At 42.5% G+C, this 13636-nt stretch carries 16 protein-coding genes; 8 read left to right on the forward strand and 8 right to left on the reverse strand.

What is annotated here, in order from left to right:
* The coding region (locus tag VB732_RS02195; RefSeq protein ID WP_323229176.1) for a DEAD/DEAH box helicase at positions 1 to 708 on the reverse strand (708 nt) is incomplete at its 3' end.
* A 249-nt stretch (positions 709 to 957) separates the two neighbouring features.
* Between VB732_RS02195 and VB732_RS02200 the strand changes: the two genes are divergently transcribed.
* Both VB732_RS02200 and VB732_RS02205 read left to right on the forward strand, forming a co-directional pair.
* Positions 958 to 1344, forward strand: coding sequence for a hypothetical protein (locus tag VB732_RS02200; RefSeq protein WP_323229177.1), 387 nt, complete (start codon positions 958 to 960; stop codon positions 1342 to 1344).
* A complete protein-coding gene (locus VB732_RS02205) occupies positions 1344 to 1769 on the forward strand; it encodes an HNH endonuclease (RefSeq protein ID WP_323229178.1) in 426 nt (141 codons plus the stop codon). The genes VB732_RS02200 and VB732_RS02205 overlap by 1 nt, the downstream gene beginning before the upstream one ends.
* A 54-nt stretch (positions 1770 to 1823) precedes the next feature.
* Here the strand turns inward: VB732_RS02205 and VB732_RS02210 are convergent, their stop codons facing one another.
* On the reverse strand, positions 1824 to 2159 hold the full coding sequence (locus VB732_RS02210) for a Uma2 family endonuclease (protein WP_323229179.1): 336 nt from the start codon (positions 2157 to 2159) through the stop codon (positions 1824 to 1826).
* Entirely contained in the window at positions 2117 to 2242 is a 126-nt protein-coding gene (locus VB732_RS02215) for a hypothetical protein (protein ID WP_323229180.1), read from the reverse strand. Before VB732_RS02215 ends, VB732_RS02210 begins: the two co-directional genes overlap by 43 nt.
* 247 nt (positions 2243 to 2489) lie before the next feature.
* On the opposite strand from VB732_RS02215, the gene VB732_RS02220 reads away from it, so the two are divergent.
* The 4 genes from VB732_RS02220 (at position 2490) to VB732_RS02235 (ending at position 5518) form a co-directional block, all read left to right on the forward strand.
* On the forward strand, positions 2490 to 3236 hold the full coding sequence (locus VB732_RS02220) for an SDR family oxidoreductase (RefSeq protein ID WP_323229181.1): 747 nt from the start codon (positions 2490 to 2492) through the stop codon (positions 3234 to 3236).
* Between the two features lie 6 nt (positions 3237 to 3242).
* On the forward strand, positions 3243 to 4160 hold the full coding sequence (locus VB732_RS02225; RefSeq protein WP_323229182.1) for a gluconolactonase: 918 nt from the start codon (positions 3243 to 3245) through the stop codon (positions 4158 to 4160).
* 66 nt (positions 4161 to 4226) lie between these two features.
* A complete protein-coding gene (locus tag VB732_RS02230; protein WP_323229397.1) occupies positions 4227 to 4787 on the forward strand; it encodes an antibiotic biosynthesis monooxygenase in 561 nt (186 codons plus the stop codon).
* Positions 4788 to 4804: 17 nt separating this feature from the next.
* Positions 4805 to 5518 (forward strand): SDR family oxidoreductase, encoded by a 714-nt coding sequence (locus tag VB732_RS02235; RefSeq protein ID WP_323229183.1) that lies wholly within the window; start codon positions 4805 to 4807, stop codon positions 5516 to 5518.
* A 159-nt stretch (positions 5519 to 5677) separates the two neighbouring features.
* On the opposite strand, the gene VB732_RS02240 is transcribed toward VB732_RS02235, so the two are convergent.
* A complete protein-coding gene (locus VB732_RS02240) occupies positions 5678 to 7291 on the reverse strand; it encodes an NAD(P)H-quinone oxidoreductase subunit 4 (protein ID WP_323229184.1) in 1614 nt (537 codons plus the stop codon).
* Between the two features lie 432 nt (positions 7292 to 7723).
* Between VB732_RS02240 and VB732_RS02245 the strand changes: the two genes are divergently transcribed.
* Both VB732_RS02245 and VB732_RS02250 read left to right on the forward strand, forming a co-directional pair.
* Entirely contained in the window at positions 7724 to 8083 is a 360-nt protein-coding gene (locus VB732_RS02245) for a VOC family protein (RefSeq protein ID WP_322649955.1), read from the forward strand.
* 81 nt (positions 8084 to 8164) lie between these two features.
* A complete protein-coding gene (locus VB732_RS02250) occupies positions 8165 to 9505 on the forward strand; it encodes a recombinase family protein (RefSeq protein ID WP_323229185.1) in 1341 nt (446 codons plus the stop codon).
* A gap of 808 nt (positions 9506 to 10313) precedes the next feature.
* Here the strand turns inward: VB732_RS02250 and VB732_RS02255 are convergent.
* The 4 genes from VB732_RS02255 to VB732_RS02270 all read right to left on the reverse strand — a co-directional run bounded on the left by VB732_RS02255 (position 10314) and on the right by VB732_RS02270 (position 13632).
* A complete protein-coding gene (locus VB732_RS02255) occupies positions 10314 to 11042 on the reverse strand; it encodes an ABC transporter ATP-binding protein (protein WP_323229186.1) in 729 nt (242 codons plus the stop codon).
* A gap of 72 nt (positions 11043 to 11114) precedes the next feature.
* On the reverse strand, positions 11115 to 11339 hold the full coding sequence (locus VB732_RS02260; RefSeq protein WP_104907250.1) for an indolepyruvate ferredoxin oxidoreductase subunit alpha: 225 nt from the start codon (positions 11337 to 11339) through the stop codon (positions 11115 to 11117).
* Between the two features lie 128 nt (positions 11340 to 11467).
* Entirely contained in the window at positions 11468 to 12676 is a 1209-nt protein-coding gene (locus VB732_RS02265) for an ATP phosphoribosyltransferase regulatory subunit (protein WP_323229187.1), read from the reverse strand.
* A complete protein-coding gene (locus tag VB732_RS02270; protein WP_323229188.1) occupies positions 12676 to 13632 on the reverse strand; it encodes a J domain-containing protein in 957 nt (318 codons plus the stop codon). The genes VB732_RS02265 and VB732_RS02270 overlap by 1 nt, the downstream gene beginning before the upstream one ends.
* Between the last annotated feature and the right edge of the window lie 4 nt (positions 13633 to 13636).

Here is a 13636-nt window from a genome sequence, read left to right on the forward strand (position 1 = left end):
ATAAATAATTTCATTCTCAAATATTTTCCAAAGCCAACCCCTTCTAGCCTTATCATTATAAGTTGGTGTAGCTGTTAGACCTAGCAGATGTAATTTTGGGAGTAAACCTCGAAGTCCTAAAGCAGAATCTTTTTCACCAATTAATAAGTTTCTGCAACCATAAGCTGGTGAGTGATGAGCTTCATCAACTACTACAAAAAGTCCTGTTTCTTTACAACTATCAATAAATTTTCTGAAACCTATCTCAAATTTGTTACCCATCCTGTCTATAGCATCAGTATGTAAATTATTGATAGCTGTTTGTATTGTCATAATGACAATATCATCAGTTAGTTGTATAGATGAGGCTTTGGCATGAGAAGGATTACTAGAAACGCACCGAATATTTAACGTTTTCTTTGGCTCTGGAATATCCTTAGCAGCTTTAAAAAAGGTATCAGATGCTTGATCCAATAGGTAAAATGAAGGAGCTAACCAAAGAATCTTAATATTTTTAGGGATTACATGGTCAGATAACCATCTTACAGCCGTAAATGTCTTGCCAGCACCTGTAGGAAGTACTAAAATTCCACTACCCGGTTTTTCATTGTCAAATTTAAATGTTTTACTCAGGGCTTCAAATGCCTCAATTTGATGCTGGAAGGGTGTTTTAGAGTAGTGGTTAGCAGATTGATCTCTTAATTGATCAAGATTGATAGATTTGTACATTATGGTGTTTTCCGATTCGTTTTTTACCTGGTGATAACAATTTGGCCACTAGGTTAGTTTGCCCATAATGTCTGCTTCAAACTCTCATGCCTTAAAATTTTTACTACCAAACTTGACTTAAATCTAAACTAGTCTAAGTAATAATGCTTAATTTTATAGCATTTTAGATTACGTCATTCAGTTTTTGTCACCCTGAAACACATAATTACTAATTGCAAGTGAGAATAGAGAGGAGTATTTACAAGAGTTATGAGTACCCAAATCATCATTACCCTACCAGACGATATTTACCAACGTGTAGAACGCTTTGCACGGTTGGCAAATCGTGATGTCGCCAGCATTTTAGTAGATACCATTCAACTTTCAATTCCGCCCGTCAGTGGGGACATTAGCGATCTTGAGCCTGTCTCTGTCCTTTCTGATGAACAAGTCCTGGTGCTGACCGAACTGCAAATGGAACCAGAACAGGATGCCCGGTTAAGCGAACTGCTTGATCGCCAGCAATCAGGTACTCTTAGTGAAGGCGATCGCTCAGAGTTACAAACCCTGATGCAGGTCTATCAAGAAGGACTTTTAAGAAAAGCCACTGCTTTAAGCGAAGCTGTCAAACGTGGGTTGATTGAACCCTTAAGCTAGTGAACCAGATTCCTGAAAAAGTCCGGGCGCAGATACGCATACAAGCGAATCACCAGTGTGGTTATTGCCTTAGTCTCCAAAAGTATGTTTTGGGAATTTTAGAAATTGAACACATCATTCCTAAAGCAGCAGGCGGTACTGACGATGAGGAGAATCTGTGGCTTGCCTGTAGGTTATGCAATGCCTACAAAGGTATTCAGACTCATGCCAAAGATCCAGTAACGAAACGTAAAGTCAAACTTTTCAACCCTCGTCAACAAAAATGGTCACGTCATTTCAGTTGGGCAAACAACGGCACTCAAATTACAGGTTTAACTGTTTGTGGCCGTGCAACTGTATTAGCTCTGCAACTGAATAATCCTTATGCTGTAACCGTTAGGCAAGCTTGGGTGTCTGCTGGCTGGCATCCACCAACTGAAATTTGAGCAAAATTACTGCTCTTTAACTGTTAAACACGATTAAATTCTTGAATTTATTCCTTACCAAACCTGACTTAAATCTAAAACAAACCCAGGTAGCAACGGTTCACCATAAAGTGTCTTAGGATCATCTAATTCCTCAACCGTAGTATTAGGACGATAAATAAAAACTCGGCGTTGTTTTCTATCAATTAACCAACCAAGTTGTGTGCCATTATCAATGTACTCTTGCATCTTGTCTTGCAAAACTTGTAAGCGATCGCTCTCAGAACGCAATTCAATCACAAACTCAGGACAAATCGGTGCAAATTTTTTTCGCAGTTCTGGTGGTATCGCCTCCCAGCGATCGCGTTTTATCCACGCTGCATCTGGCGATCGCACCGCACCATTAGGCATTGATCGTTGGTCATGGCGATCGCAGGTTGCAATTGCAAAACGATTGGTATAATCTCTGTGGCTACAGCTAAGTTGGTGGTCATAATTGCTTTGTGGCTACTTCACCTGCTTTAACTATAATCTTTTCACAATCTACGGTTAAACCAGGGTTAACTCATGAAGATTAGAATTATTGCCAATGTAAAGAGGACAACGCTTAAGTGGACAGCAAGCTTCGAGTTTGAATTAAACGTCAGTAATCTCATTGATTGAACATATCATTGCAGTCAACTTGCTTAATTCACCGCATCTCAATACAGTAAAATCACAAGCAGTTACAAGGTCATAAAAATGACAACTGAAAAAAGGATTGCTGTGGTAACAGGCAGCAATCGAGGGCTAGGATATGCTATTTCCCGTCAATTATCAAAAATTGGCAACCGCGTAATTCTGACGAGTCGTAATGAAACAGATGGTCTTGCTGCTAAAAGGCAGCTTACCAATGAAGGGTTTGATGTTGACTATCACACCCTAGATGTCACTAATAATGGAAGTGTGCAAGAGTTTACAGAGTGGCTGCGTGAAACTTACGGCAAGATAGATATTCTGGTCAATAATGCAGGCGTAAATCCCACAACTAAGCCGGAGGAGTCTAGCTTACTAACTGTGCAACTGGAAACGATGCGATCAACCTTTGAAACTAATGTTCTAGCAGTACTCAGAATTTCTCAAGCATTAATTCCGTTGATGAAGGTGCAAAATTACGGCCGCATTGTCAATATCTCAACGGAAATGGCATCTCTAACATCAGTTCCCACTGACTATTACCCTTTAGCACCATCCTATCGACTCTCAAAGGTAGGAGTAAATGGACTAACCGTGCTTCTCGCCAAAGAACTCCAAGGTACTAATATTCTCGTAAATGCCTATTCTCCGGGTTGGATGAAGACAGATATGGGGGGAGATGATGCGCCGTTTACGGCGGAAGAAGGAGCCGAAACTGCTGTCTATTTAGCAACACTTCCTGATGGAGGAGCGCAAGGACTGTTTTTTGCAGAGATGCGAAAGTTTGGTGGCCCTATTCAAGTACAATGGTAGGTTGATATGGGAAATTCCGCAGGTTTACCGCCTATTTACGCAGATAAGCCGATTGAATTAGCACCTGCTAAAGTTATTGCCTCGTTCCCAGTTAATACTTTTTTGGAAAATCTAGCGCTCGCACCAGATGGCACAATTTTTGTAACCAATCACGAAGTTGGCGAGATTCTTCGCATTACCCCAGATGGCAATCAGCAAATTCATGCCACTGTTGAGGGCAAAGTAAGTGGTCTTGCTTTTACTACCAACGGCGATCTGGTGGCAACAGGATGGAATGCTGATTCTATACCTGCGGTTTCTCTAGTTAAAAGTGATGGCACGGTGGAAACGTTGCTGACACTGCCAGACGCAATATTTCTCAATGGCATCACCCCACTTTCTGACACTCAGTATTTGACAGCAGATTCCTATCGTGGTGCAATCTGGCTGATTGATGTTGCTCAACCCAGTGGATCAATTTGGCTAGAACATCCAATGCTTGCTCGTAGCAATTCGGAAAGCGCGTTTCCGGCTGCAAATGGCTTGAAGCGTTTTGGTGATTTCCTCTACGTTTCAAATACGGAAAAAATGTTGCTGTTGCGGATTCCCATCAATAGCACTAATAAACCAGGTGAGCCGGAAATTTTTGTTGAGCAAACTAATATTGATGACTTTGCCTTTGATGTGGAAGGCAACCTTTATGGAGCAACGCACATTTACAATAGTGTGGTAAGAATTGCAAGCGATCGCAGTACTACTATCATTGCTCAAGCTGAGTCAGGTGTAATTGGTAGCACAGCAGTGGCTTTTGGTCAAAGTGAGGGCGAACGCACTGCAATTTATGTTGTAACTAATGGTGGAATGTTTTTACCTCCACCCACAGGGGTTGTTCCTGCTAATGTTGTTCGGCTTGAAGTTGGAAAAACTGGGTATTCTTTAATTTGAGAATGACTCAACCATGCTACGGTTGCAAAAACTTACAACTACTTGATGGCGACATAACTAATGGAGATGGAACAGGACGAGCAATTTGTAACCGTGGTCATTACACAACTTGTCAAACCAGGATGTGAAAATGCTTACGAAATTTGGTTAAAAGATATTACTAGTGTTGCCAGAACCTATATTGGTCACATGGGGACAAATGTAATTCGTCCCCAACTTGGCGTGCGAAATGAATATGTGATCATCTTTAGGTTTGACGGTTATGAAAATTTAAAAGTGTGGATGACATCGCGCGATCGCGAACATTGGCTGAATCAAGGTAAGCATTTGGTGGAATCTGATCCTGATGTTCAACAAATCAGTGGATTAGAAGCTTGGTTTTCTCTTCCCGGTCAACCACTGAAAACTCCACCGCGCTATAAAACAGCATTGCTAACTTGGGGAGCCGTATATGTGTTGATTAATTTGTTGAGTACGTTTATAGTCCCCCTACTTCGTGGTTTACCTCCCTTAATTATTTCGTTGATCGTTACGATTATAATGGTTTTGCTATTGACATATATTGTCATGCCTAGAGTTAGCCGTTTGTTTAGCTTTTGGCTATATCCTAAATCACGAAAAGTTTAGGAATTGAAATTACTTATATGGATTCACAAAAAGTAGCAATTATTACGGCTGCTAGTCGAGGGATTGGCGCAGGTTGTGCGCGAGAGTTAGCAGCGCAGGGTTATAGGGTTTCACTGATGGCGCGATCGCCTGATATTCTGGATTTAGCAGATGAATTGGGCGGTATTGCTACTCAAGGATCAATTACAAATTTTCAAGACTTACAGCGATTAGTAGAGACAACTTTAACTCAATTCGGTCGTATTGATGCAGTAGTAAATAGTTTTGGAGATCCACCCCGACCAGATTTGCTATCTATTTCTGATGAAATGTGGATAGAAAACTTTGAAATGCTGTTTTTGAGTGTTGTCCGCATCGCCAAACTAGTTACAGAAAAAATGCGATATTCAGGAGGCGGTGTCATCGTGAATATTTCCGCGTGTGACTCCCATGAACCAGAATTAGGGACACCCTTTAGCGGTACACTCCGAGCCGCAATGGAAGGGTTTACAAAACTTTATGCCAAGCGTTACAAAGCAGATAGAATTCGCATGGTTTCCGTAGCGCCTTTTTTTGTGGCAGATTCAATGGCAGAGTTAGAGGGATGGAATGTGCCTTCGGATTTGATGCTTGGTCGTCCTACTACCTATGCAGAGTTTGCTAAAATAATTGCTTTTCTGATTTCTGATGATGCCAAGTTTATTACAGGCACAACTTTGAAGGTGGATGAAGCCTATTCTTCTGCTATTTAGTTTTATTTCTCGGTCGGGAAGTACAAACGATACCTATGGCGGGCTACGCCTACGCCCCTCCAAAAAGCCAAAATGTTAGGGGTAGTTATCTAAGTAACCACCCCTTTATTGCCCTAATAATTTAGAATTTACTTGCAGATCCCTTAATGGGAAGTTAATTTACTCAGAAATGTTAATCGAACTTTCAACTTGAGAAGTAGCCAATGTTGGTGCAGAGAAAATCCGCGAGTACAGACTTGATGGTTGTTGATGAGCAACGACTGGTAGAACTTCACGAGCATGGGCGGCTAATTCTACTGCTTTCACATCATAAGTCTGCGTTGCTAATTTGGGATAAAACCCGATACCGATGATAGGAAGCAACAAACAAGCGGTAATAAATATTTCGCGGGGTTTGACATCAGATATTACAGCATCCAAGTGCAACTCTTGACTTTGCTCACCGTAGAACACTTGACGCAGCATCGACAGTAAATAAATTGGTGTCAAAATCACGCCAACTGCTGACAGCAGCACGACTACAATTTTGAAGCTGGAACTGTAAACATCACTGGTGGCGATACCGAGAAATACCATCAACTCACCGACAAAACCACTCATTCCGGGTAAGGCGAGAGAAGCCATCGAACCAATGGTAAATAAAGCAAAGGTTTTGGGCATTACCTTGGCCATACCGCCCATTTTATCCATCATCAAGGTGTGGGTGCGATCGTAAGTCACGCCAGACAGGAAGAATAAGCTAGCAGCAATCAAGCCGTGAGATACCATTTGTAATACTGCACCGCTTATACCCAGTTCTGTGTAAGAGGCAATCCCAATCAGCACAAACCCCATGTGGGCAATTGAAGAGTAAGCCAAGCGGCGTTTGAGATTGGTTTGAGCGAAGGCACAGCAAGCACCATAGACAATATTCACTACACCCAAAATTGCCAGCACTGGGGCAAAAGTCACATGGGCATTGGGCAACATTTCCACATTGAAGCGGATCAGAGCATAACCACCCATTTTTAACAACACACCTGCCAAAATCATTGAACCGGGTGCTGATGCTTCACCGTGGGCATCAGGTAGCCAAGTGTGTAAAGGGAAAATCGGTAATTTTACACCGAAGGCAATTAAGAAACCTGCATAAATCAACAATTCCAAGGTTTTGGGGTATTCTTTCATTCCCAGAGTCGCCATGTCGAAAGTGACGGTATCTCCAGAGAATGCCATTGCAAAACCGGCAATCAAGATAAATATTGATGCGGCGGCGGTGTAAAGAATAAATTTGGTAGCCGCATAACGGCGATTTTGTCCTCCCCAAATGGAAATCAGCAGGTAAACCGGCACTAACTCGATTTCCCACATCAGGAAGAACAGCAGCAAATCTTGGGCGACAAATACGCCAAGTTGGGCGCTGTACATCGCTAACATCAAACCATAAAATAATCGCGGCTTGGTGGTAACTTTCCAAGCCGCGAATATTGCGAGGGTATTTATTAAGCCTGTTAGAAGCAGTAAGGGCATCGATAAACCATCAACCCCTACAGCCCAATGCAAACCTAGCTGCGGTATCCAAGGATAGTTTTCTACAAGTTGGAGTGTGGAACTTTGGAAGTCGTACTTGTACCAAAAGGCATAAATCATCAGTGCAAAGTCAGCGATCGCAACTCCCAGACCATACCACCGCACAGTTCTACCTTCTTTGTCTGGGATTAGGGGAATGGCTAAGGCAGCCACCAAGGGTAAGAGGATTATGGCTGTTAGCCAGGGAAATTCAATAGCATTCATCACTTCTGACAATCAATTTGCCTTATCGCTTTTGGTTTCATTATATTAAGGAATCTATACTTTTGTAAACATTCCTTAACCATAGAATATTAAATTTTTGGCATAGATAAGAATATATACTCATCGAATTCCAAATTATCAGGATAAACAAGAATAAATACTTATCGAATTTTGCCGATTCCATTCTAAATGTAAACTTTTGCAACGTCAACTAAAGCCACCGTTACAATAGCGTCATATTTTCTAGCTCACTGAGATTCGGAATTCATTCCGAAGCGGAACAGAAACGCAGTGCGAGATTTATTAATGATATGGCTGCGGCAAGATTTGCGTGTACACTGTAGCCTTTTAGGAGAGAGGAACGGAAGTGAGGTCAAAGTATATGCCAAAACTGCGTCAGAATTTAGATAAATGCGATCGCACTAACCGACAATGCAGATTACCCAAAGTCTCCATACAGCAATTCTTGTGACTGACTTAGAACGCTCTGAACACTTTTATGGCAAAGTATTGGGATTATCCAAAATAGATCGTTCTCTAAAATACGCTGGTGCATGGTATCAAGTCGGCAACTATCAAATTCATTTAATAGTTGCACCTACTGTCCCCACCGAAAACCCCAACGAAAAATGGGGACGCAACCCCCACGTCGCTTTCTCAGTCGCTAACTTGGACGCTGCCAAACAAGAGTTGCTCAATCATAATTATCCCATTCAACCCAGCGCTTCCGGTCGCCCTGCTTTATTCATTCAAGATCCTGATGGAAATATTATCGAGTTGAGTCAACAGTGAAGGGGATAAGGGGACAGGGGGACAAGGGGACAGGGGGACAAGGAGAATGACTAATGACCAATGACTAATGACCAATGACCAATGAAAATCATTGCCTACTCTTACACCAATCCGCTACTAGAATCTGCTCCCGATCAAGCTGATTGGGGATGGGAGGTGGATCGGGTTTATGAAGATTTGGGTAAGCCAGATTCTTCTGCACAGGGTACGCGAGAGTCCTACGGACACGCTACGCGAACGCAATTACAACAATTATTTACCGATTGCGAAACTGAATCAGCAGATTATCTTTTGATTCGGCGGCTGGAAGAATTAGGGGATACTGTAGAGGAAATTAGCGATCGCTTACATCAACTCGAAGCGATGGGAGTAGCGATTATCGCCACTGAACAACCCTACACTTCCGAAAATTACCCTCTCGGCGCTGACTTACTGAATTTACTAAATGCAATCCAACGTCAACAACGTAGTCGTCGCATCCGTCAAGGACACGCCCGTAATCGTCTTGAAGTCGCACCACCACCGGGCAAAGTTCCCTACGGTTATCGCAGAGGTAAGGCACAATATACTATCGATCGCAGTACTTCACCAGTAGTCAAAGATTTTTTTGAACACTTTTTACTCTATGGTTCTCTGCGGGGTTCAGTTCGTTACTTGGCGAAAAAATACGGCAAAAAAATCTCTGTAACCACAGGAAGACGCTGGCTAACTAATCCAGTTTATCGCGGCAATACAGCTTACCAAAATGGTGAAATTATCTCTAATACCCATATTCCAATAATTTCTAAAGAAGAAGCTGCCCAAATTGACCGACTTTTACGCCGTAACAGCCGTTTACCATCCCGAACCGCTAGTGCTAGGCGTTCTTTAGCTGGGTTGGTTGTCTGTGCTGAGTGTCAATCACATCTGACAGTTACTCGTGTCACCCAACGCAATCAAGATAAAGAGTATCTTTATTTACGTTCTACTAGCTGTCCTCAACGCCCCAAGTGTAAAGCTATTCCCTACCAAGAGGTTTTAGAACATACAATTGAAACCGTTTGCCGTGACTTACCCTTAGCTGTAGCGGGGGTGAATTTTCCGCAGTTGGATGCAATCAAGAATAGTTTAGGGCAAGCGATCGCTCGTCAGCAAGAAATACTCGCTCAGTTACCCGCTTTAATCGAAACTGGAATTTTAGATATTGAAACAGCAAAGTTAAGGGCTTACAAACTCCGCACAGAAATTTCTGCACTCGAAGCAAAGTTGGCGACTCTTCCCCCAGTTAACTTGCGTTCTGTTGCTCAAGCTGTTTCTATACCACAATTTTGGTTAGATTTGTCAGAAACAGAGCGACGATTTTACTTTCGAGAATTTATCAGGCAAATTGAGATTACTGTTGAGAATAAAGAGTTAAAACTCCAAGTTATTTTTATTTTTTAATTGAAACTATAAGCATGATATCCCCTGCAACATAATTGATCGGCTGTAGGGGCGTACAGATTTACATCCCTATATCCATATCAGGATTTCATGGTATCAGTCCATTTGTACTATGTGTTTTCTGTTTGATTTCTAGCCAGTTGTGGTGAAGCGATGACGCTTGTGCTTGTTTACTGCATCCACCTTTTCAGGTAGTTTACAGAGCGTGAGCGTCAACAACTGGCCATTGGGTGGGATTTTTGAGACGGGAATAGATTCCCTTGTAGAAGTTTCTCAATGTCCCAGTAACCCTGCTGATATATCAATTAAAACTGGAGGAGAAATATTTTGGATGCCAAATTGCCAAAAGCACTCTATCAATTTTGATTGGGGTAAACATGGGCGTTTTTATACCATTAATAAATGTCCCAGGTTCTCTCTGGAGAAGCTTTGCAGGAATTGTTATGACTCAGGAGTATATCAAAAAGTGATGCAGAGCTTTATATAGTACAAAATTTAGTACACCTTCTTGTTCAATTAAGATTCTGGCAAATCCAATTAATTTGCATTTTTATCATTTTTTCATGAATGAATGTCCTGTTTTACCTTTTTACTCGCTGTAGATGTGATTAGAAACGCAAGGATTATTGGGGAGAATTCTTTGAGCATCGAAAACGACGGTCGCGGCAGTGGCAGGAATTGCAATAGCTTTTGTATTAGTTTATAGATAGCGTAGGCGCAGCCCGCCTTCGACATCGCTATCGGCTCGTGAAGTTTCCTTATTTAAAGTGGTGTTATGTTGAATAGGGGCAAGAGTGATTAAAGAGCTTTAATGTCTTTTACCTGCTCCCAGATATAGTTCACCTACTTTAGGATCGTTCAACAGTTCTTGACCAAGGCCAGAGATTGCATCGCGTCCCGACTCCAGTACATAGCCGCGATTCGCCATCTCTAAGGCTTTACGGGCATTTTGTTCTACTAATACGATCGCAGTTCCCGCCTGATTAATTTCTTTAATCTGCTCAAATACTTGTGTCACCAATATGGGTGATAAAGCAGCAGATGGTTCATCTAAAATCAGCAAGCTAGGTTCCAACATCAAAGCTTTGCCCATTGCTAGCATCTGGCGTTCTCCTCCAGAGAGAGTACCAGCGCGTTGACGACGGCGATCGCTTAATCTTGGAAACATGGTAAATATTTTATCTTTAATTGGCTTCAGAGGAACGTTAAGCACAAAAGCACCCATCTCCAAGTTCTCTTCAACACTCAGAGAAGGGAAAACATTGGCGATTTGTGGTATATAGCACATTCCTCGCTGAACAATTTGATTGGACTTTAGCCCCACAATATTTTCACCTTTAAAGGTAATTGTGCCTGTGTGGGGGATCAAAAGCCCAAAAATTGCTTTTGCCAAAGTAGATTTACCCGCACCATTGGGGCCGATCACTGTCACCAATTCCCCTGGCGCAACCTGAAAATTCACTCCTTGCAGGATATCTACATCTTTGATGTATCCAGCGTGGACGTTTTGAACATCTAGTAAATAGTCATTTGTCATTGGTCATTTGTCATTTGTCATTTGTCATTGGTCAACAGTCAAAAATAACTATTGACTGTTGACTATGGACTATTACGGGGTTTTTTGCAACTCCGGTCGTTCTTCTGGCAGAATTGCCCCTTCCACTGGGCAAACTTGGAGACATATACCACAGTCGATGCAAGTGGCAAAGTCAATCCAGTACCAGTCTGTTCCCTTGGCATTTTTGCCTGGGCCATCATGAATACACGCTACTGGACAGGCATCTACACAGTCAGCTACGCCTTCACAGACTTCTGTAACAATTGTGTGTGGCATGTTCTCGATTCCCTTTTTTCTGTATCGGCTATTTCTAGCCTAGCAGGGGAGGGGGCGGGGAGCGGGGAGCAGGGGGCAGGGGGAAAAATACCAATTGCCCAATTCCCAATTCCCAATTCCCAATTCCCTTAACGCAATGATTCGATTTTTGGGGAACCATCAGCTTTGATCCAAGCAATTTGGGCTATGCTGCGATCGCGTGCATGTTGGCGAATAGCGTCTGCATCCCTTCCCCCTAAATCAATTTCTACCCGTACTAAATGGGTGGAATCTCGTAGTTTTTGCGCGTAGGCAAAGGCAGGGGCGTTAGCACTCTCCGTCTCTGGTACTACTAGCCAGTTACTCGCTGGGGTTGCTTGCGGTAATTGCTGAGTAGACAACAAAACTTGGTATATATCTTCAATATTGAGTCCAAAACCAATTCCGGGGATATTTTCTCCTTGGGGATGATATAACCCTAGAAGCTGGTCATAACGACCACCACGCCCTAAAACTCTGGCTTGAGATTCGGTATCGTTGACGACTTCAAAGACGATACCAGTGTAATAATTTATGGTCTGGATAAGGCTGAGGTCAAGGATTAACGGCAGTTTTTTCTCTGATTCCAGTAATTCTACTAGAGATTTGAGGTTATTCACTGCCTCTCGCTGTTCTTCATCTAGATCCAAACTACTAACTTTTTGTAACACGTCTGCACTGGGGCCGCGCAAATCTAGCATGATTCTGGCGCGATCGCGCAGTTTGTCACTTAGGGGTAAAGTATCTATGGTAATGCGGTCAAGATGAGCGATCGCACTGCGAACTTTATCCTGTAAATTAGCAGGAAATGCACTCAGGAGCGATCGCGTAATTCCCGCTTCCCCTAGAATTAAATGCCATTGCTGCAAACCCAGTGCTGCTAAACAATCTGCGACTAACAGCAATACTTCTGCATTTGCCAGCAATCCGCCCGCCCCTAACAACTCCACCCCAGCTTGATAAAACTCTTGCTGGCGATTATGTCTACTTTCCCAAGTGCGGCGAAACACATTAGCGTTGTAGTATAACCGTTGCGGATAAGTTGTATTTGCCATACGAGTGACAACGGTACGAGCAATGGATGCTGTTAATTCTGGACGTAGCCCTAATTCATCATCTTCGCCTTGTACTTGAATCACCATCTGGCGCTGAATTGCTTCCCCTGCCATCAGGGTATCCATGCGCTCTAAAGTTGAGGTGATAATCCTGTGATATCCCCAACGATGAAACACCTGCTGTAACCGATCTTCAATCCAGCTTTTTTTCTCCACATCCAAGGGCAATAAATCCCTGGCTCCCGATGCTGGTTGATACACCATTATTTTTTCTTCCCACCAAACAAACCACCGAACAAACCACCACTACCAGATTTATCTGGTTGCTTATCTCCATTATTGGCGGATGAAGTCACCTTATGATCGCTAGATTGTTGTCCGAGAGCTTTATCAATTTTAGGTTTCCATTGCAATGCCCTTTCGTCGTTGGGGTCTAATTTTAAAGCATTGTCGAAGTGGATTTTTGCCATTTTTAGCTGATTTTGCTTTAAATACACCATTGCAATTAAGCTATGACAGTGACTATTTTTAGGTTCTAGCTTCAGGGCATCCTGCAACTCTACTTTGGCTTGGGCAAATTGGTTTTTGTCAATCAAAGATTGAGCGCGACGAACATACTGTTCTGCAACCGAGTCTTCTTTTGGTGGCGCTGCTTCTGGTGGTATATTTTTTGGTGTATTTATTGGCTGAGGCGTACCTGATTGGACTTTGGGTTGAGCAGGTAGCGGTGTTGCGGATGATTTACCCGCACTCCGCATTAAATAGACTAAATTCAACTCACTAACTTGGGCAATGATTTGTAGCACTTGCTCTAAAGAATCATATTGGCTTTGAGCAAGTTTAGCGATCACACTTCTATAGAATGGATCGAGATTAGGTGATTGGGCTAACTGTTTAGCCAAGTCGGTATTAAGAGTTACCGAAGTAGACTCTTGTACTAGCCGCTTGCCAGTTTGCGACAAAATTAAAATATATTCTGTACGAGTGCGATCACTATACAGTTTTTCGTAAGCTGGGTTAACCAGCTTTGATAACAATTCGTTCCCTAGCTGTTTTTGTTCATCACTTTCAGCAAATTTACTATCCGGGTGTAAGCGGCGGGCAATTTGAAGATAGCGTTTCCGAATCTCTTTGACATCCGCATCAACTGGAACGCACAGTATTGCGTGATGATCTATGAAATCATATTTAAATAATCCACGATCTATTTTGAAAGACATATAG

The sequence above is a fragment of the Nostoc sp. UHCC 0252 genome (genome assembly GCF_034931145.1).
GTDB lineage: Bacteria > Cyanobacteriota > Cyanobacteriia > Cyanobacteriales > Nostocaceae > Nostoc.